At 47.7% G+C, this 20671-nt stretch carries 16 protein-coding genes and 1 riboswitch; of the genes, 2 read left to right on the top strand and 14 right to left on the bottom strand.

Translation table 11 applies throughout. The annotated features are described in order from the left end of the window. Window positions 1–59: 59 nt before the first annotated feature. Window positions 60–1076, top strand: coding sequence for a site-specific integrase (locus LI114_RS06950; protein WP_227220051.1), 1017 nt, complete (start codon window positions 60–62; stop codon window positions 1074–1076). Window positions 1077–1227: 151 nt separating this feature from the next. Here LI114_RS06950 and LI114_RS06945 read toward each other — a convergent pair whose 3' ends face one another. The 10 genes from LI114_RS06945 to LI114_RS06900 are packed head-to-tail and all read right to left on the bottom strand — an operon-like array spanning window position 1228 to window position 14211. Next, the gene (locus LI114_RS06945) at window positions 1228–1839 is read right to left on the bottom strand and encodes an ECF transporter S component (protein WP_227220050.1); all 612 of its coding nucleotides are present in this window, start codon (window positions 1837–1839) and stop codon (window positions 1228–1230) included. Next, a complete protein-coding gene (locus LI114_RS06940; RefSeq protein ID WP_227220049.1) occupies window positions 1832–3505 on the bottom strand; it encodes an ABC transporter ATP-binding protein in 1674 nt (557 codons plus the stop codon). Before LI114_RS06940 ends, LI114_RS06945 begins: the two co-directional genes overlap by 8 nt. Continuing rightward, window positions 3478–4347: an energy-coupling factor transporter transmembrane component T family protein gene (locus LI114_RS06935; RefSeq protein ID WP_227220048.1), complete on the bottom strand. Its 870-nt coding sequence runs from the start codon at window positions 4345–4347 to the stop codon at window positions 3478–3480. Before LI114_RS06935 ends, LI114_RS06940 begins: the two co-directional genes overlap by 28 nt. Before the next feature lie 12 nt (window positions 4348–4359). Continuing rightward, window positions 4360–4887, bottom strand: a complete 528-nt coding sequence (locus LI114_RS06930) for a DUF4430 domain-containing protein (RefSeq protein WP_227220047.1) — start codon at window positions 4885–4887, stop codon at window positions 4360–4362. Between the two features lie 14 nt (window positions 4888–4901). Then, entirely contained in the window at window positions 4902–7022 is a 2121-nt protein-coding gene (locus tag LI114_RS06925; protein WP_227220046.1) for a transglutaminase-like domain-containing protein, read from the bottom strand. An 11-nt stretch (window positions 7023–7033) separates the two neighbouring features. Continuing rightward, window positions 7034–7891: a DUF58 domain-containing protein gene (locus tag LI114_RS14295; RefSeq protein ID WP_227220045.1), complete on the bottom strand. Its 858-nt coding sequence runs from the start codon at window positions 7889–7891 to the stop codon at window positions 7034–7036. Next, window positions 7888–8829, bottom strand: coding sequence for an AAA family ATPase (locus tag LI114_RS06915; RefSeq protein WP_227220044.1), 942 nt, complete (start codon window positions 8827–8829; stop codon window positions 7888–7890). The genes LI114_RS14295 and LI114_RS06915 overlap by 4 nt, the downstream gene beginning before the upstream one ends. Next, window positions 8801–10225: a prenyltransferase/squalene oxidase repeat-containing protein gene (locus LI114_RS06910; protein WP_227220043.1), complete on the bottom strand. Its 1425-nt coding sequence runs from the start codon at window positions 10223–10225 to the stop codon at window positions 8801–8803. Before LI114_RS06910 ends, LI114_RS06915 begins: the two co-directional genes overlap by 29 nt. Further along, a complete protein-coding gene (locus LI114_RS06905; RefSeq protein ID WP_227220042.1) occupies window positions 10209–12044 on the bottom strand; it encodes a DUF4430 domain-containing protein in 1836 nt (611 codons plus the stop codon). The genes LI114_RS06910 and LI114_RS06905 overlap by 17 nt, the downstream gene beginning before the upstream one ends. A 34-nt stretch (window positions 12045–12078) precedes the next feature. Beyond that, a complete protein-coding gene (locus tag LI114_RS06900; protein WP_227220041.1) occupies window positions 12079–14211 on the bottom strand; it encodes a PQQ-binding-like beta-propeller repeat protein in 2133 nt (710 codons plus the stop codon). Window positions 14212–14463: 252 nt separating this feature from the next. Beyond that, window positions 14464–14678, bottom strand: a riboswitch (cobalamin riboswitch). 246 nt (window positions 14679–14924) lie between these two features. On the opposite strand from LI114_RS06900, the gene LI114_RS06895 reads away from it, so the two are divergent. Continuing rightward, a complete protein-coding gene (locus LI114_RS06895; protein ID WP_227220040.1) occupies window positions 14925–16130 on the top strand; it encodes a 6-phosphofructokinase in 1206 nt (401 codons plus the stop codon). A gap of 65 nt (window positions 16131–16195) precedes the next feature. On the opposite strand, the gene LI114_RS06890 is transcribed toward LI114_RS06895, so the two are convergent. From LI114_RS06890 to LI114_RS06875, 4 genes are read right to left on the bottom strand one after another with little or no spacing between them, the layout of a single operon-like run. Then, window positions 16196–17443, bottom strand: a complete 1248-nt coding sequence (locus LI114_RS06890) for a sensor histidine kinase (protein ID WP_227220039.1) — start codon at window positions 17441–17443, stop codon at window positions 16196–16198. Next, the gene (locus LI114_RS06885) at window positions 17436–18113 is read right to left on the bottom strand and encodes a response regulator transcription factor (RefSeq protein WP_227220038.1); all 678 of its coding nucleotides are present in this window, start codon (window positions 18111–18113) and stop codon (window positions 17436–17438) included. Before LI114_RS06885 ends, LI114_RS06890 begins: the two co-directional genes overlap by 8 nt. Window positions 18114–18128: 15 nt before the next feature. Next, window positions 18129–19877: an NFACT family protein gene (locus LI114_RS06880; protein WP_227220037.1), complete on the bottom strand. Its 1749-nt coding sequence runs from the start codon at window positions 19875–19877 to the stop codon at window positions 18129–18131. A 29-nt stretch (window positions 19878–19906) separates the two neighbouring features. Further along, complete coding sequence (locus LI114_RS06875; RefSeq protein WP_227220036.1) at window positions 19907–20671, bottom strand: Nif3-like dinuclear metal center hexameric protein; 765 nt, start codon at window positions 20669–20671, stop codon at window positions 19907–19909.

The following is a 20671-nucleotide window of genomic DNA, read 5'->3' as shown; positions in this document are numbered from 1 at the left end:
ATCGAACAATATGCACATACGTTGTGCATATTTATTATTGCAAATTTGTGAGGTATATTATGGGCAAAATAGAAAAGACTGCTTCGGGCAAGTACCGCATGAGAGTATACAGCGCAAAAGCAGGCTGCACAAAGTCATTTACTCATGCGAAAAAATCAGTAGTACAGTCGATGGCGGACGAATGGCTGAAATCTCTTGAAACGCGGCCATTATCCGAAAAGACATTTGCGGAATGTGTAGAAGATTATATCAGCATGAAATCTAACATACTATCCCCGACAACCGTTGACAAATACCGAAACATACCTAAAAACCAACTTTCAACGGAATTTCTAAACATGAAGCTTGACCGTATCAACGGCATAATGATACAAAATGAGATCAATAATCTCGCTGCTAGATATTCCCCTAAGACCGTGCATAATGCGGCCGGGCTGATTTCTGCGGTAATGCGTACATATTATCCCGCGCTCAACTACAAAGTAACTTTGCCGCAAGTGCAGAAACAGTACAAGGAATATCCATCGGCAGCGGAAGTTCTTAGCTGGTTCAAAGATTCACCGATTGAACTACTGGTGCTGCTGGGTATATGGCAAGGATTCAGAGTTTCAGAGATACGCGGTTTAAAAAAATCAGATTTTCATGACGGTACATTGCTTATAGATCGTGTAATCGTAAATGTCGGCAATACACCCATTGAGAAAAAAGCCGCTAAGACAGTAGAAAGCCGACGTAAAATGACCGTACCACCTATCATACAAGACATGGTAGATAAGGTCGATGGCGAATACATAACAAAGCTAAGCGGCGAAAGCATATATAAGAGATTTAAGCGTGTTGTCAAGAAGCACGGTTATCCAGATCTAACGTTTCACGACCTCCGTCACCTAAACGCGTCAATAATGCTGTTGCTCGGTGTACCCGATAAATACGCGATGGAACGCGGCGGCTGGTCTACAACATCAACGTTGAAACGTGTCTATCAGGAAACATTCAGCAGCGAACGTGAGAAAATGGACACTAGAATTGACAGTTACTTTGAGAACCTTTTGAACAATGACTTGACAAAAATTTGACAAGCATTTTTCAGAACCCTTGTATTTACAAGGTATTAAAGGGGTTTTACTGGGGGTTCGAATCCCCTATGCTCCACTTCACAAAGAGAAACCGCTGTAAAATCAGCGGTTTTTTTGTTATATGCAGTTGATAAGTCCGAAAAACCGGACACTAATTTTCTTTCAGCAGACCGTATTTCAAGACCACCCGCTCGATCGAACGTATCATTCGCGGCCCTAAGATCAGCAAAAACACAACGTTTGAAAACGCATACACCGCACAAAATGGCGCTGAGCCTGCCGCATAAGCGATAAATCGCGCCAAATTAAAGCCGCCGTCCTGCCAAATCACGCTGAAAACGTCCATTATAAAGGAGTATAGGACACCTGAAAATGCTCCAAATAGATATATATTCCATTTATATTTGCCCAACTGCGAGCTCAAAATGCCCGAGAGAACGCCGATAAGCCCCCAACTGAACATCTGAAATAACGTCCACATTCCCTGCCCAAAGTAGATGTTGGAGATGAGAGCCGTCAGCGCACCGCAGATGAAACCCGCGTCCGCGCCCAGCGACACGCCGGCGATTATGATTATCGCAGTGCACGGTTTGAAACCCGCGAGCGGAGTGAAAACAATGCGGCCGACGACCGAAAGAGCCGTGAGCACCGCCGTTATCGAGATGAACCCCGCGCTCTTGCGGCGAGCGGTCTTGACAAGGCTGATCAGCAGGAAAATCGCGCAGACTGACACAAAAATTAGCGACGGAATCGAATTATTCATCGCCATCACCTCGCTCATTTTTGCGGCTGACTGCACTTGAGATAAGCTCGGAATCGGTCATTGTCTCGTCAAAATAACCTCTGCCAATCAGCGAAGCTGCCGTCGTATAAACAGAATTTTGCATGATAAATTGCCGCACAGGAAGACTTGAAACAGCCTTTCCACCAAAAATCAGAGTGACATCATCGGCAGTTTCAGCAATAAAATCCATGTCGTGCGTAATAAAAATCACGGCTTTACCCTCCGCCGCCAACTCTTTTAAAAGCGTTGAAAGCTGCCTTTTGCACCGCTTATCAAGCCCTTTAGTCGGCTCATCGAGCAACAAAATTTTCGGCTCAAGCAGCAAAAGTTTGACCAAAGCAGCCCGCTGGATCTCCCCTCCTGACAGATCGTAAGGGTGAAGATCAAGCAATTTTTCGGAAATATTCAGCCTTTTGCAGAACGTTTTTACGGTTTCAAAGTCGTATTTTTCGCCGTCGGGAGAGGTAGAAATGTCCTCTTTAACACTCTCGCAAATGAAAATATCGTGTGGGTCTTGCGGCAGAGAAGCTATCAAATTTCGATAAAGAGCGCCCGATTTGTACGAAGAAATGCGCTTTCCGTCAATATAAATTTTGCCGTCACGCAGAGTTTTTAGACCGCTTATGAGCTTAAAAAGTGTGGTTTTTCCCGAGCCATTAGCACCGCAGATCGCGTGGATTCGTCCAAAATCAGCATTAAAATCGAGGCTATCAATGACATCTTTGCCGCGTCGCGTGTATGAAAAGTAGGCATTTTCCACCTTAACAGCATCACCATTCAAGTGATTTTTGCTCTCTATGAATTGATCGCAAGCAGCATTTTTATAATGACCTCGCACAAAATTCATTGCTGAAGAAGTCGTGAAAGCGGGGCAATTGTCAAGTTTAAACGATGAGAAAAGCTTAGCTGAAGTGGGCAGAAAGTCGTGATTTGCAGCTTTTTTTACGAACAAAGACGGATCATCGAAAGCAAGCTGGTGACCATTTTCCAGATACAAAATCTTATCAGCAAAATTGAAAAACTTCTCGGTATTGTGCTCGCTAATAATGATCGTAGTGCCCATTTCACGCCGAATTCGCAGAACTATATCGCTAAATCTCTCAGCAGAAATGGGGTCTAACTGGGATGTTGGCTCGTCTAAAATCAGCAATTTAGGGTAGGCTGTCATGACAGCGGCAAGGTTCACAAGTTGTTTTTGACCGCCTGAAAGGCTGCAAATATCTGATCCGATGATAGATTCAAGTCCGAAAAAAGCGCAGATCTCAGCTATCCTAAGTTCGATAGTTTCGGGTGACAAGCCTAGATTCTGTGGTAAAAATGCAAGTTCAGAATATACTTTTTCGTTCACATAAGCGGCGTTTGGGTCTTGAAAAACATAGCCTATCTCGGCAGCAGATGCTATTTTAGGCAAGTCATTCAAAAATTTTCCGGCGTAAATTATTTTGCCGTCAAGCCTTCCATTAGGAGAGATTTCGGGCTTAAGAAGACGCAAAAGAGTAGATTTTCCCGAACCACTTGTCCCACAAATGAGCAAAAAATCACCTTGTTCAAGTGAAAAATCTATATCATGAAGTGCAAAACCATTCGATTTATCACCAGCATAAGGATAGGAAAAATTTAATTTTTCGCATTCGATAAATGCCATTTTAGTCTATCCTCCAATTCAAAAGATGTCGGTATAAGAGTTAAAATCGTGAATAAAATTGTCGGGAGCATGGAAAAATCCGTTTTAAATGACGGGTAAAACGAGGTTGAAAGTTTGTGAGTGAGGGAGAAAACTATCACACAAACTGTAATGACAAGCGTCAAAATAAGCACAAGAAGTTCGTTAAATTGAAATTTTCTGTGCGAAATTTGCGTGCGTTTATGTAATAAATAACCTCTGGCGTTCATTGAAACAGCCGTATTTGCCGACTTTTCAAATGAGAATTCAGCGAGCGACATAAATATTTTCAGATAGCTTTTGACTTTTTCAAACCAAGTATCCTCACATATCAAGCCTGCTGAACGATGAGCATCGGCAATTTCGGCAAAACGTCGCTTGAATTCTGGAACATATCTCAGCGTCAAAGCAGCGATCAGTCCTAATGTTGCAAAGCGTTTACCATAAATCTCGACGATCTTTTCAGCAGTCATTAGTGTAGAAAAAATACGAAACCAAGCCAAAACTGCGATCATGGAAAGCGAAAAATTAGCTCCATACGCCATTGCTTCAAGCGTTATTGGTGTGTTTTTCACATAAAAAAGTACTGTATTTCCTCGGTGAACAAACAGCGGATTTGAAACTGTGATAACCAAAAACACGGCTAAATAGAACCGAAAGTCCTTAAAATAATCTGTTATAACATCAAAAAAGCATGCATTTATAATCGAAATCACAAGAGAAATCGCACGCAAATAGACGTTCTGAGTGAACATTGTGATGCCGATCACTGACAAAAAAAACAAAAATAGAACTCCAGAATTGAGTTGCGAAAACTTTTTCATACGTCATAATCCCTAATAAATCGTAAAATAAATGACAATATTATCGCCATCTTCAAGAACATAATCCGACATTCCAACATTCGGTTTATCACCATTTACCGAATAGACCCAGCCCGATCTCTTCGTGCAATCGCCCTCATAAAGCCCGCCTATACCTTTAATATAGGCTGTTTTATAAATGTTTTCAGACGGTTTTTGATAATCAAGAGATATATTTTTTTCCTCACAATAACATAAAAGAACATCAAATACCGTGTCATTCTCCGAAAAACTAATCGTTTCATTATCAGCAAAGTAATGTTTTTCAGGCAAAAGATCGCCACTTTTCAATTCTTCTTTCAGCCTTTTATAATTATGTTTGGCATATATTTGATCGAAATTTATTGAAAGATCTGCATGATAATTTTGATTTTCTTTATTGTTATCATGATCATCTGTAGTCGAAAGATGAATATTTTTAATAAAAAAAATTGCAAATAATGCAAATATAATGACAATCGCCGAATATTCTGCAACGCGTTTTTTCTTGATTTTATCCATTAATACTCCTTAAATCAAAAATAGACCTTTATAGTGTACATGATTTTTTGATAAAAATTTAAATCTGCAAAGGTCGATTTTTTTACACTTTTAAATAATCCAAGTGAATCAGAAATTTGAACTGTAGAATGATTTGAATAGATTTTCTCCATTAAAGCACTCTGGAAATCATCAAGCTGGCTTTGTAAATCATCACTTAATGCAGAAAAATCGTAAATTCCATTTGCCATTTCAACATGTTTTTGCTGGTAATTAAGGAGAGAAACGCAAGTTTGGAGAGCAAATGAAGCGTCATATTTCAGCTTATTCCTTATATATAGAATTCGCACACCTACAAGAATCGCAGCCAGAAACAGCGGAGCAAGAGCAAAAATCAAATAATAATTCTTCGTTTGCTCTTCATCATCTATAATTTTATCGGCAATTCTTTCACCCGAAGCCACATTATTTCCTTGCTGAATCGCAGCATTATTTTGCGTCAGTTCCAGCAATTTTTCTGCTGAAACGCCATTTGGAAGCGGCATTTTATTAAAATACTCGGGCGTAGACTCGAATGGGATCCAGCCGATCCCCGTTAAATAGTACTCAGTCCAAGCGTGAAAATCGGCATCTGTAAGAGTAATTTGCGAACCGGAAAGCTTGTTTTTAACCGCATTTTTATCAACAATATACCCCTCTGCATAGCGCGCAGGTATGCCATAATATCTAAAGATCTCGGTCGCAGCACTTGCAAAATGAATCGAATATCCCGATTTAGAAGTCTGTAAAAATTGTTCCAAAGTCAAATTAGAAGAATTATTATCATACGAAAAACCACCAAGATAATCGTAAATAACGTTGGCAATGTCATTCAAATCGCCACGCTCAACATCATATTTAGCAAGTTCAGTATCTAAAATTCGGTTGATATTGTCGGGTAGTTTAGTGAAATTCTGTGTGTAGATCTCGTCGAAGATTGCTGAATTTGAAATAAAAGTTTCGTCAAGCAAGTCGTTTTCATCATGATATTTATTAGAAAAAGAACTTGAATTTTGGATAAGATCTGCTATAGTTAGTGATGAAGCAGGCGTTTTCTCGCCAAATTTTTTCGAATTTTCAAATCCTCCTGACGAAAAAAAGCGAGGTGAAGCATCATATTTTGCCGTTGCAGGAGTGTAATATACACTTGAATTTGCGCCAAGATTCGTCACAGTTACATTATTAAAAGAGAAATCATCAGCAAAATTTTCTGCGAAAATGACAGTCTGAGAATCTGCAATGAACCTCTGCGCATCCAAATAAGCCAACTTTTCTGAGTAATCACTGATCTGCGAATAATCTGCCGTCTGCCATTTGCCATCAGAATAATTATACCCCAAAAAACCGTGCAAATACATGGCTTCGGGCGTATCCATCACAACTTCAAGCGATGAGAAACCTTTAGGCCGGAAAGGTTTTGAATCACTTAGATCACCCATTGGCAACTGAAAACCATCGCCGCCATATACTGAATTTGAAATATTCATGGTGATTTTTTTTGAGAAAACCTGCATAAATTGCGCAGAGATGAAGATAGATAATGCGGAAATTATCGCAAAACTTCGGGACATCACATCCAAAAAAGAGCGCTTTTTATTATAAAAAATCATAATTAATGTGCAAAAAATCGCCAAAACTACAGATAAAATATTGCCTAAAAAGGCCACAAAAACTATCATTAACGAAAGAAAAACAGCTTTCAAAATTTTAGAATCACTGAAAAAGATCCAAGAAAATAGAAGCAAAAGGCAACTCAGAAAAATGATTTTTGCAGCAAAAGATGTGCCACTTGAATTAAATAAATGCACTGAAAAGGCATACTTTTCAAACATGATAAGCTGAATTTTATTGAGCAATGCGGCAAAAAAATCAATTAAATCATTATGAAAGATAACGTAAAGAATCGGTAAGATGACCGCTATAATAAGCGAAATTTTCTTGGATTTTTTGATGATCGAGATTGAAAAAAGCATGGAAATAGCTAACATTATAAAAAAATATATTGCAGAAAATGAATCAAAAATCAGAGAAAACGATAAAAATAACGAGCAAATTGCTAAGAACAAAAGTGCAAATGATGATGCAAAATCCATTTTATCAGAGCTGTTTTGTTTCAAAATCGACAACTTCAAGTCTTATGCACCTCACCATTTTCAATCAAAATACCATCAAAATCATTTGCTGAACGAGAAAAAAATGACTTTTTATCGTTAGAAAAAAGTTTCAGAAAAGTACTTTGGACGTCCCATTCACCTTGAACATGTACTATTTCATCGCCGATTTTCACTGCACACTCCCCGCCTTTTGCAAAGCAATCGTACATTAAAGTTAGCAAAAGCGATGCATTTTTTTGAGAAATATCGACATCATCGGAATAACAAAATACAATATTCACTACGCCTTCTCCACCGTTAGGTCGTTCAGAAATCATGTATTTTCCAGCTTTTGCAGACAGTTTCATATGAATATCGCGCATCGAATCACCCAATTGATATTCACGAACACCATCGCGCAGTCCATTGCCTTTTTTTTGAGAAAAAATATTGCTATCAGATAGTTCAAAATTCAAAATTTCAGGCAAAACCTCAGGCATTATAAGACATGGTTCAGAGTTTGCGATTTGAATTTTTCGACCAAATATCGAACCGAAACGAGTAATTTTCACATCAGAAATCTCAACATTAAGCAGTCCACAAGTTGAGTTTTTTACATCGATTCCAAGTGAAAGCAACCCGTTTACAGAAGATGTACGCTTGATTTTCAGTTCAGTTTTCTCGTTAGTATACAGATTTTCAAGTTGAATTTTCGCAGTAATTGACCACGAAAAATCGAATTTCAATGTGTTTTTCAGCTTCAATTCAATTCGATATTTGCTGATTTTCGTTTCATTTTTCAAATGAATCGGAATTAAAAATGTGATGATTGACGCAAAAATCTGCCAAACGATCAAAGAAATCAAAAGTGATAATATTACTTCAACTATCACTTTGTCTTTCCTTTCATGTGCGGCGGAGGTAAATTTACGAGAATTTTCGTGCAAATTTCGTCTGCTTTTACGCTCTGAGCCGCTGCATTTGGTGTCAAAACGAGTCTGTGTGCTGCCGATTCCGTGAAAATCTCCGCGATGTCAGCAGGCAAAACATAGTCGCGCTCATCAAAATAAGCCATAGCTTTTGCTGCTTTCATGATCGCGATCGCGCCACGTGGACTTACTCCCTGAGCAACATTTTCATCACAATTCGTCGCCTCGATAAGCGCCGCAAGCCACTCCGCAATCGGCTGTGAGAAGAAAATTTTATCGCAATCGACTTGCATTTTCAGCACTTCTTCCCTGCCGCAGACCGCGTTGATCTCCGTTTTTGGATGCTCGGCGCGGTGTAAAAGCAACTCCGAAAGCTCCGTCTGCGTGGGTCTGCCGAGTGAGATTTTCATCATAAAACGGTCGAGCTGTGAGTTTGGAAGCGGCATCGTGCCTGCCGAACCGTAGGGATTTTGCGTCGCGATTACCATAAATGGCGACTCCAACTCGTAAGTTTTTCCGTCCTCACTTACGCAATTTTCCTCCATTGCCTGCAAAAGAGCCGCCTGAGTTCTCGGGGAAGTGCGGTTTATCTCGTCCGCAAGCAGAATGTTCGTCATTACCGCGCCGCTGTGAAATCTGAATTGTCCTGAAGCAGCGTCCCAAAGCGTAAAGCCCGTAATGTCGCTCGGAAGAGTATCCGGCGTGAACTGAACACGCTTGGTTTCAAGTCCCGCCGCCGCCGCAAGCGCCTTTGAGAGCGTAGTTTTTCCGACTCCTGGCACGTCCTCAAGCAGTAAATGTCCGCCCGCAGCGAGTGTAACAACAGCCTTTTTCACAGCTTTCTCCTTGCCTTTGAGCGATTTATTCACTTCATCAAATATCTTTTTTGCGTAATTGCTCATGTGATTTTGTCCTTTTTATAATGTATATAACGCCGCTGCATGCCAAAATTATAATTAAAATTGCACCCGCTGCAGCCTCTTTTTTTAAAGCTTTTTCACGTTCAGACAACTCGTTAGCGCTCAAAATCAGCTCTTTATCAGCCGATTTATATGAAGAAATTTCTTCATTCAGCGCTGAAATTTTGCTCAATTTTGTGAAATTCACATCGCTTGCAGGGTAAAAATTCTCTCTGATTTTAGCATTAAGCTTCTCGATCTCATCACATTTACGCTTTGAAATCGCATACTTTTCTTTCAAAATATCAAGCGTTTCATCATCAATGCCGTACTCATCAGCACGATTTTTCAGTTCTGAAATCATTGAGAAATCACTTGCAAGCGGTTCATCTATCGACTCGATTTGATCAGAATCGTACTTAAAAAAGCCCTCTGCAAACGGATTTTCAGTTGAAAGTACGTCTGTCAAAGCAAAGTTTTCGTTCAAATAATACTCTCCGACGACTGAAAAATACCCCTGAACAGCCAGCGCCGCAAGCGCTTCCATCGTTGCGATCGTGTTCGATTCGTCACCGTAAACGTGTGAAAAACCGCCGTCATCTGTCTGATAGCTCAGCAGAATATCCGTCAGCCGTACGCCGTTTTCCTTTGTAAAATCACTGCTTTCGCTGCAATTCACGCCCTGTGCGCAAAGTCCAATTATCATTTGTGCTGCCGTTTCGCACGATATTTCGTCCGTTTCAGCAAAGTATTTTTTCAGATAATCCAGCGCTTTTTCTGCGTTTTCACCGTCTTTCGGAAGCGCCATGAGCGCCATCGCAGTGATGTCTGCATCGCTGTTTGAAAGCCCGAAACCGCCGTCCGACTGCTGCATTTTGCAGAGCTTTTTGACCGTTTTTGCATTGTCAAGACTGCAAAAATTCTGTGCCGCGGCGAGCCATGCAAGCTCATTTGCGCCCGCCTGCGAGATGTCCAGGTCCACTAATTTCGCAAAATTTTCGCGCTGATCTTCATCACAGAGCACCGCCGCAACAGCTATTCTCGCAGGCTCGGTTAGGTATCCGCCATCGGGTCCAAGCATAAAATCTGCTAATTTTTCAACTGAAACGCGAGCGTAATCATCATAATTATCATCAATATCGAGTACGCGTTCAGCCAAAACGAACCAATCTCCTTCGGAAGTTCCCGCTAGATCATGCGCCAAAAATCCATCACAAAGGCTATCGGAAGCAAGCTTTTTACGCTCCCACTTGAGCGCTTTTTGCACGCTTTCTTGGTAAATTTCCGCCGTCAGAAGTTCCCTTTTCGGCTCTTCCGCGCTCGCTTTCAGCCCTCCGACCAGCGTAAAAACCATTACCGTGGTGCAAAAAAATCGCAAAAATTTAGAAGCAAATGTCATAATTTTCGTCGCCCTCAGTGTATCCGCCTATGTCTTTTCCGTACGCCAATGTGTATCTCAGCCGAAGTTTGTCACCGTCTTTCAGGTGCATATCACTCGTTCCGTAGCTCGTGAAATGGTCGTTTACCGTTATCATCCAGCCTGAGCCGGTCGTATAATCCTTCTCGCTCAGCCCATCGGGATCGCTGTTGCTCGTGTAATGTATCATCGGGTCGGCGTCGATGCGCTTTTTCAGCTCGGGGTCGATCGCCGCGCCCGCCGCCATGCCTGCCTTGTGAAGTCCGGCAATGTAAAACGCTTCGCCAAAGCTTCCAGTACTGCTTACATTAAATCCGTAATTCTCCAAAGCGTTCACTATCGACTCCGCCGCCGATTCGCCTTGACGGATTCCGACAGTCATGTCGCTGACAATAGTTCCCAGACCGAGCACATTCGCGTCGATCTGCATGGTCGCAACGCCGATTAGGTCGCCGTCCTGCAAAGCCGTGCACTGTATCGCATAGGAAAAATCTGCATATCTGCCCTGATTATCGGTGATCCGTATGTCCAGCGTGTTCTCGCCGCCGACCAAATTCAGCAGGTAGCTTGTGTACTCGCCGTCCCACTGGTAATGAATCTCCGCGCCGTTCAAGCGCACAAAAAGATTATTGTAAAAAAGCTTGTTGCCGTCGCAGTCGCGCGGCGCCAGATCCAGCGTATACAGCGTTCCGCGCACATTTTCGGGCACATTTTGGTACGCCAGATACGGCGCGGTTTCCGGCGTAGTTTGCGCAATAAGTTTAATTTCAAAAGTCAGATCTTCCTGCTTCTGCTCGCCATCGTATTCGTATTTTGCGCTGATTCGTATGGTATTTAACCCCATATCCAGTGTACACGAGTACTGGCCGTCCGCACTTTTCAGCTTCTTATTTTTGTGATAAATGGTTATCTTTACATTCTCAGCCTCACCGCTAACATACGCCGTGAAGTTCAGCTGCGGGTCTGACTGCGTGTGCGAATACAGACTGGTTTCAAGCTTCGGCTCGGCCGGCTGAGGCGGGTCGGGCTCGCTCTGCGCCTCTTTCAGATATACCGTATACTCGCGGTAGCCGGAGTAAACTTTTCCATCTTTGTCAGTATACGTCGCCGCTACCCGTATCTTGTTGCGCCCGCCGTTCTCCGCCGAAAGCGTAACCTCGCCCTTGTAAGGCACTTTCGAGCCGTTTACGCTGACGTCAAGCCGTTTGAGTTTCAGTTCTTTTTTCAGATGCGTTATCGTGAAAGCGTACTGCGCGTTTTCCACGGTTTCGCCGTCGATTATGCTCGTTTTGAAGTAGACTTGGTCAGTTTCCGCGCCGTCCTGCGGGTCATCACCGGGGGTGTCGGTGCGGCTCTCGTCGTCCGCAAGCTGATTGCCCCCGCCCGATGAATTTCCCGACGAGAGGTCGGTATCCGCACCGGTCGAATTTGTCGGGTCGGCATACCCGCCGCTGTCCGACGTACCGCCCCAATTATTTCCTCCGCCGCTGCCCGAAGTTTGCTCCTCAGGCAGCCGCGGAGAAGCCGAAGCCTCGCTCTCCGTATCATCATCGCGGTCATTTTTCGCTTCATCACCGCTAAGATCTTCGTGTTCCGCTTCGGCATTCTCATCGCCGTTCAGAGCTTCCGCAAAGCCGTTGTCAGCAGGCAGCTTCGCGAGAATGCTCTGCGGCTCTCCCGAAATTTTGTCCGAACCGTCAGGCTGATACTGCTTGTGTTCCAGACCGAAAGCGCTCGCGCCGATGATGATCGCGCACGCCGCCGCCGATATTTTCATCGCCAGTCTGCCAATGTCAGCCATTTCAGTTCAGCTCCTTTCGGGAAAAACGTTCAAATTACTTGTTCTTCTTAAATACAGTGATAGCCGCGCCTGCAAGTATCATTACTGCCGAAAGAGCCGCCGCTCCGCCGGTTGCAGGGTTAGTGTTGTCGGCCGCAGAAGATGTGGACGAGCTGCTGCTTGCGCCGGACGATGCTGCCGAAGAAGCTGCCGAGCTGGAGGCCGCACTCGAGCTTGCCGCAGAAGAGTTGCCCTCAGAGGAAGCTGCGGAGGAAGTATCAGCCGCAGAGCTGTTTACACTGGAAGTATCTGTATCGGAAGATGTATCAGCAGCAGAAGAGCTGTCTGCATCGGAGGAATCAGCCGCCGAAGAAGAATCTGCCGCAGAGGAAGCGTCGTCCTGAAGCTTCTTGTAAGCCGTTTCAGCGTCGATAAGGTCGTCGGCGTTGCTTACCAGCTTCTGGAGGTCTTCGGAAAGCGCGTCGTAAGCTTCGCGGGCAGCCTTTATAGCGTCGCCGCTCTCGAGAGTAACTTCGCCTATATCGTCGATAGCCTTTTCAGCCGCCTTGAGCGCGTCGTAATCAGCCTCGGCAAGTACTGTGATGTCGATGTCTGCGTAAAGCGGAGCGTACTCGTGGCCTGTTTCATCGTCGGTATCGCCGTAAAGCATTCCGTCGAAGGATACGCTTACTTCGGTATCGTCGGTAGTGAGCGGCTCGCTGAAATCGTAGTCCGCGCGCGCTGTAACGTCTTTCTCAACGCCGTTTGCGAGAGTAGCAGTAACTTTCAGGCTCTTCTCGTCAAAAAGCTCGCCCTCTTTGTAGATCTTAGTACCGGTAGCGGTGAGCTTGTCAACTCTGCTGCCCAGCGCCATAACGTAGCCCGAATCATTCTTGAAGTAGAGAGTGCCGTCCTCGTCAGCAAAAAGGCTGGTAAGGCAGTACTGCGCCTGTCCGCCTACGGGTGTAAAGAGTATCGGGCAAACGTTCTCGTGAGTTTTTCCGTTTTCGGTAACAGTCTCGGTCTTTTCAGGCTCGGTCATATCCTTGTTATCGTGGAAAGCGTATACCTTGCCGGGGGTGTAGTTAGAAGTAAAGTAAACGTAGTTCTCGCCGTTATCGTCTTTTACCAGCGCGCTCGACTGGCAGTAACCGTCGGTTTCGAGGGTGTAAACTACCTTGAAGCTCTCAGCGTCTATAACCGCGATATGGTGGCCGCTGTACTGGCTGAACTGTCCGCCTCCGCAAACGCCAACGTAAACTCTGCCGTTAGCAGCGATTGGGGTAGAGGTGCTCATGCCGCCGAGATCAAGCTCTTCGAGGTCGGTGACCTTATTATCATCGCTCAGCTTGAAGCGGTAAACCAGCTTAGCCTTGCTGGTGATAAAGTAGTAGCCTGTTTCAGCGTCGTAGCTTACTGCCGAGCGCAGGTCGCCCTTAAGATCGGAAGCTTCGCTTAAAATAGTAGCAGCCTTGTTCTCTACGCTTCCCTGCTTATCGAATACCAGTATCGAGCTTCCCTCGCCGTCGCCGTTGCCCAGACCGTTATCTGTGCCGACGATTATAGCGTCTGCGGTAGCGTATGCGCCCGCCCAGTAGTATCCGCCTGCGGCAGCGTATGTCCATGCAGCCGCCTGCTCTTCATTGGTCTGCTCGGGGTCGGTATCAGCCACGGGCAGGCAAACGAAATTCGCGTCCTTAGTTTCGCTGTTCCAGAAACCTGTGTAGATGTATCCGTCAGAATAGATTATTTCGGAGTTCGACTGTCCGCCCAGCGGGTCATGATATACCCAGAGCGACTCGAGAGTATCGGCGTCGAAAGCCTGTACTATTCCGCCGCCCTCGCTTACGAATATCTTGCCGTCAGCGTAAAGCGGAGCGGTAATGCCGTAAGAGGTGGACTTTTCCATCTGTCCCTCTACGCTCAGAACTTCGCCCGTTTCCTTATTGATCTTTCTGAGCTTGCTGCCGCTGGTAACTACAAGGTCGTCGCCAACTACCGCGGGCACGCCGGGTGCAGCCGCCCAGCCGCTGCCGAGCTTAGCTACCCAGTAAAGGGCTGTGTCATTCTTATTTACGGGTGTTGGCGACTTGGTCGTGCCGCCAAAAGCGTCTGCTGCGAGTACCGCGCTGACCGAAAGCGCTGTGGCAGCCGCGATAGCCGCCGATCTTTTCATTAGTCCTTTCATTTCATAAAGACTCCCTTATAAATATTTGCAGAGGGCGTACCGGGGTGCAAAAAAAGCTTTCCTCTTTATAATAAGGAAAGCTGCGGGAAGATCAGTCATAGCGGCAATTCACGGCAGATAAAAATATGTACAGCAAACCAAGCCACGCCCATCTGCCATTTTGAAAAAGCACGCGAGCGCGACCTCAAAAAACATTTTTATCTGCATAAAAAGCGATACGCTGGCCCGCGCTTTTCCCATTGCCCAAAAAGCGTTGATCCATCGCCGCGCGGCAGGTCTCCTGGCTCAAGACTCGGCACGGCGGAAAAGTCTTCTCATTCGCGGTATGCGAACAATGACCGCGCGCTTATAAAAAGCTGCGCACTCCGTCGGCTTCGGCGTCTAATACAGTAATGGCGGTTGCGTCGGACTCAAACCGACTTCCCTATTGATCTACTCGGTCAGCAATTACGCGCCTTTCAAACCATCGCGGCTATATATCAGCAAAATATCTGCATATATCAATTATAGCACAAGGCGAATATTTTTGCAATAGCTTATTTTAATTTCATGCAAATTAGCCCGATATGCGCCGAAATGTAAACGATTTTTGTAACATCTACTTATCCGCTGCCAATATTTGCGGGGAAAATCGGCACTTTTAACGCTTGAATAAAGGCTGGCGTTGTGATATACTATAAGTACATCAGTAAAAAACGAAAGGATATAATAATATGAATATTGCAGTTGCACAGTCAGGCGGCCCTACCTGCGCTATAAACGCTTCGCTGGTCGGCGTTTTCAAGCAGGCGCTCAAAACGCCAGAGATCGACGCAGTTTTCGGCTCGCGAAACGGAATCGAGGGCATCATCGGCGACGACCTCGTAGACCTAAAGCGCATAATACGTACCAACGAGGATATGGAGCTGCTGCGCCAGACGCCATCTACCGTGCTGGGTTCATGCCGCCGCAAGCTGCCCGAGCCTGGCGGCGAGGACGCGGAAGCGCTCTACAAAAAGATATTCGAGTGCCTTGAAAAGCACCGCATAGAGGCTTTTTTCTACATCGGCGGAAACGACTCTATGGACACTGTGCACAAGCTTTCGCAGTACGCGGAAAAGATAGGCTCTAAGATCTCGTTCGTCGGCGTGCCGAAAACTATCGACAACGACCTGCCCGTTACCGACCACACCCCCGGCTTCGGTTCGGCGGCGAAGTACGTTACCGCCACCGTGCAGGAGATAATCCGCGACAGCTCGGTGTACTCCATCGACTCGGTAACTATAATCGAGATAATGGGCAGGCACGCGGGCTGGCTCACCGCCTCGACCTGCGTACTGCGCGCGAATGACGAGATAGCCCCGCACCTCATCTACCTGCCCGAGAGCGATTTTTCGGCGGAGCGATTTCTCGAGGACGTTCGCGCCGAGCGTGCTAAGCACAAGGCTGTTATAGTCGCCGTTTCCGAGGGCATAGAGCTGGAGGACGAGGGCGCGCGCAGCGGCGTTACAGACAATTTCGGGCACAAGTACCTCTCGGGCGTTGGAAAGGCGCTGGAACAGCTCGTCCGCGAACAGATAGGCTGCAAGGTACGCTCGATAGAGCTGAACGTAATGCAGCGCTGCTCCAGCCACATCTGCTCAAAGACCGACATCGACGAGGCGGAGCAGATAGGCTCTGAGGCGGTAAAGTGCGCGATGGCGGGCGAGAGCGGCGTTACCATGATATTCCGCCGCATATCCGACAAGCCTTACGTTGTCACCATCGAGAGCGCCGACACCGCGCTGATGGCAAATCAGGAAAAATTCTTCCCCGCGAAGTGGATCACCGCGGAGGGCAACCAAGTTTCTGACGAAGCGATAAAGTACTTCCTGCCGCTCATTCAGGGCGAGGTGAACATTGCGATGAAGAACGGTATGCCCGTGCACTTCAAGATGTAAACTGCAATTATCTGTAAAATACAAAGACCGAAGCTCGATAAAAAGAGCCTCGGTCTTTTTGTGTATTAGTCCGCTTTTTTGTACACTTTAGGAAATTTAACGCAAAATCCAACGCGTTTGCCCTCTACCTTGCAGCTTATCTTAGCCTTGTGCGCGTCGGCTATCGAGCGGGCTATAGAAAGCCCTATGCCGCTGCCGCCCGTTTCGCGTGTGCGCGATGAATCGGCGCGGTAAAAACGCTCAAACAGCAGCCGCGTATCGCCCTGCGGCGGGTCGTCGCAGAAATTCACGGCTTTAAGCACCGCCTTTCCGCCCGTCTGCACAAGGGTAAGGCTGACGCTCCCGCCCGCCGACGAGTATTTTGAAGCGTTCTCGAGCAATATCGAAACCAGCTCGCGCACCAGCGTTTCGCTGCCGAAAAGCGCCAGCCCCTCGGCTACATTTATCTCAAAAGGCAGCGATTTTGAATCGAAGAGCGGCTTAAAGCCCTGCGCCGCCTGCTCCACCGCCTCGCTCAGCGAAAATTCCGCGAAGCTGCTTTGCAGATTTTCCTGCGATTTTGTAAGCGTTAGAAGCTGCGAGAGCAGTTCGCTAAGCCTGTCGGTCTGATTAAGTATGCTCTTCGTCCACTCGTTCTCGCCGCCCGTAAGCTCTATCACTTCGGCGTCGGCGCGTATCACGGCTAGCGGCGTTTTCAGCTCGTGCCCCGCGTCGGTGATGAACCTGCGCTGGCTCTCGATGCTTTCGATAACGGGTCTTACCGCGCGTTTTGAGTAAAGGGCGATGAGCAGTGCCGAGATCGCCAAAAGCGCCGCAGCTATCACAGCCGAGATCTCGAGCATACGCCCGAGTGAAGCCGACTTTTCGCTGAAATCGTAAAATACCAGCATCTTGCCGCCATTCGGCACATCGTTCACTGCGTAGCGGAAATCGCAGCCGCTGTAAAAACCGCGCTTTTTATCCGGCTTCGCCGCCGCCAAGCCCATCTCCTGCGCCTGCTCGCTCGTTACGGTAGAGATATGCCCGGTGTCGATGAAGTCCGCCTCGCCCGATGGATCTATCATCACGGTGAAGTAGCGGGTGCTGTAACGCAGCTCGTCGAAGCGCCGTCCGTCGTCCTTTCTCGGCTCACGCGGGGCGAAATTCTCGGGCATCTTGCCTTTGTTTTCCAGTATACTGTCAATTATCTCGTCCACCTCTGAGATGGTGTAGTAGATGTTCAGCCCGTTGATAAGCCCCGTCATAAGCAGCTCTACGCAGAAAATCACGGCGATGGCGGCGGCGGAGAACTTTACGCTAAGCCGCCTAAGCATTTTCCACCGCGAGCGAATAACCCGCGCCCCTAGCCGCGTTTATAGCAACGTTCGCGCCGATAGACCGCAACTTTTTGCGCAGATAGGATATGTACACCCACACCACGTTTATCTCGGTATCGGTGTCGCAGCCCCATATGCGCTCCATGAATTTTTCGGTAGAGATGAGCATATTCGGATTTTTCATCATGTACTCCATCATCTGAAATTCCTTGTTGCCCAGCCGTACAGCGCCCTGCGGGGTGCTCATTTCAAATGTCGCGCGGCTGAGGGTGACGTTGCCGAATCTCAGCTCTTCGGGGGCGTAGTCTGCCGAGCGGCGGGTCATGGCGCGCAGTCTGGCGAGCAGCTCGCTCATCGCGAAAGGCTTAGTAAGATAGTCGTCCGCGCCCGCGTCAAGGCCGGTGACTTTATCCTCAAGCTCGCTTTTCGCCGTCAGCAGCAGCACTGGCACGCTGCACTTTTCCGCGCGCAGCCTTTTCAGCGCCTCAAGCCCGCTCATTTTCGGCATCATTATGTCCATTATTATAGCGTCGTACTCGGCGGAAAGCACGTAGTCGAGCGCTTCCGCGCCGTTGTAAACAGCGTCTACCGAGTAATTATTGTGCTTCAAAATAGCCGTCAGTGCGTTTGAAAGCTCGCGCTCGTCTTCTGCCAAAAGTATCCTCATACGCTTTCACGTTCCTTACTTTTTCAGCCGCTCCGCCTCCGCCGCGTCGGGCTTGACGTACAGCGTTTTCTGATTTGTGAATATCACCATGCCGGGCTTTGCGCCGACAGGTTTTTTGACGTACTTTATCAGCGTGTAATCCACCGGCACCTGCGAGCTTTCGCGTGCCTTTGAGTGGTAAGCCGCTATGCGCGCCGCCTGCTCTATCGTCGAAAAAGGCGGCTCTGTGCCGTTAGTGCATATCACCGTGTGCGAGCCTGTTATGTTCTGCGTGTGCAGCCAAATATCGGTCTTCTGCGAATCTTTCAGCGTCAGGCGGTCGTTCTGGCGGTTGTGCCTGCCGACCAATATAGTGTAGCCGTCGTCGGAAACGAATTTCAGCGGCGGCAGCGACTTCATAGTCTTAGCTTTCAGCGAGCGCTTTTTGATGTAGCCCTGCTCGGCAAGCTCTTCGCGAAGCTGCGATATATCCGCCTCGGAATCAGCCCTCGTCAGCGAATCGAGCACCGAGTCGATATACTGCTGCTCGCGCTCGCCCTGCGCTATCAGCTCTACGAGCTTCTTCTCCGCGGTGTCCGCTTTTTTGTACTCTTTGTAATACCGCTGAGCGTTCTGCGAGGGGGTAAGGCGCGGGTCTAGGGGTATCTCTATCTCCCCGCCCTGCTCGCTGTAAAAGTTCTCGCAGCGCAGCGAAGTCATGCCTTTCTGCACGGCGTAGAGGTTGGTCATTATCAGGTCGCCCTTAATTTTCAGGCTCTCGCGGTCGGCGCACTCGGCAAGTTCCTGCCGCTGATTAGCCGTGCGGCGGGCGGTGCGCTCTGAAAGCGAGGTCAGCAGGCGGAAAAGGTCTTGCGCCTTTTGCTTTATGCGGTCGAGCCTGCCGCGCTGAGAGTAGAAGCTATCAAGCAGTTCGCAGGCGCTCTCGTGCTCTTTTATCTGCATGAGCGAGCCGAAGTGCGCTATATCTGTAAAGCAGAAATCTTTCAGCCTGCCCTCTTCGTCCGAGAGGGTGATGTAGCGGTGTTCGCCGCCGCGCAGTTTGTCCGACTCGGCTTTCAGCCAGTTTTCAAGCCGAGTAAATTCCTCCTCGCTAACATCGCAGACTGCCTTGTCCTCGCCGCAGGCGCGCCAAACGGCTTCATCGGCGAAAACGGGCGATATGCCCTCGAGCGTCTGCACCAGTGCGTTTGAGAGCCGCTTGCGCTCATACATCGCGAGCATTTTGCGCAGCACGCCGAAGTCCAGCTCTTCCAAATTCGCGCGCGGGCTTTTCGGCGGCAGTGTGTAATCCATGCCAGGCAGCACGGGGCGCACCGAGGACATCTCGGGATTAACGCGCTTTATACTGTCGATCATCTTGCCCTCGCCGTCTATCAAAATTATGTTCGAGCGCCTGCCCATTATCTCCGCCGCGATGGTCAGCCGCTCAATATCGCCCAGCTCGTTCGCCGAGTCGAAATCGAAATACAGTATTCTCTCAAAGCCGTCCTGCCGTATGTCTACCAGCTTGCCCGATGAAAGGCGCTTGCGCATGAGCATACAGAACATCGGCGGTGTCTTGGGGTTCTCTATATTCTCGCGGGTGAGGTGTACGCGCGCCGTGCCCGCGGCGCTGTTTAGCAGCAGCCTGTAACCGCCCTCGCGCGTGCGTATGCCTATTATCAGCTCTTCCTTAGTGGGCTGGTGTATCTTATCCACCCTGCCGCCGATGAGCGGCGAAAGCTCTTTTCGCACTAAGCTGAGGTATATTCCGTCAAGTGCCATTTACAGCCACTTCCTTTCGTTCAGATAATTCAGATAACGCTTACCGGGTCGGTGAAAGCTTTCGAGCGCTCTATCACAAGCTCGGGAAACTCCTCCGCCAGCTTTTCCGCAAGCGCGGCGTGAAAGATATTCTCGGTGTAAAAATGCCCCGCGTCGATAAGGCAAAAGCCGTTGTCAGCCGCCTCTACAAAATCGCTGTGCTTCACATCGCCCGTCACCATAGCCTGACAGCCCGCCGCAGCCGCAGCGCGCCAAAGTCCACCGCCGCTGCCCGAGCATATGCCTATCTTCGCGATGCTCGCGGGCGTTTCAGTGTAGCGAACTACCTTGCAGCCAAGGCGCTTTTTGCACTGCGAAGCGAGGTGCGCCGCCGATGTTTCAAAAGCCGCCGTGCACACATAGCCGATGGGCTTGCCCTCTTCGTAAACGAGCGTTTGCAGGGGCTTTAAGCCAAGCTTCTGCGCCAGCAGATCGTTCATGCCGCCCTGCGCCGAGTCGAAGCTGGTGTGCGCGCAGACAGCCGCAATGCCACTGTTCGCTAAGGCGACTGCGGGCTGCTCCGCCGTCAAGCATTTCAGCGGGCGGAAGATGACGGGGTGGTGCGAGATCACCAGCTGAAAGCCGCCGAGCGCCGCCTCATCAGCCACCGCTTTGGTAATATCAAGCGCCGTGAGCACCTTTTTCACGGGCATATCCCTGCCGCCGACGCATATTCCACTGTTATCGTAGCTCTGCTGCTGCGAAAAGGGCGCGAATGTATCTATATAATCGTAAATTTCTCCAACTGTTGCCAT

Origin of the sequence: Ruminococcus sp. 210702-SL.1.03, assembly GCF_020559915.1 — a bacterium.
In the GTDB taxonomy this organism is placed as follows: Bacteria; Bacillota; Clostridia; order Oscillospirales; family Ruminococcaceae; genus YE71.
The sequence above is the reverse complement of the archived record's forward strand: the minus strand, read 5'-3'. Positions and strand labels throughout refer to the sequence as shown.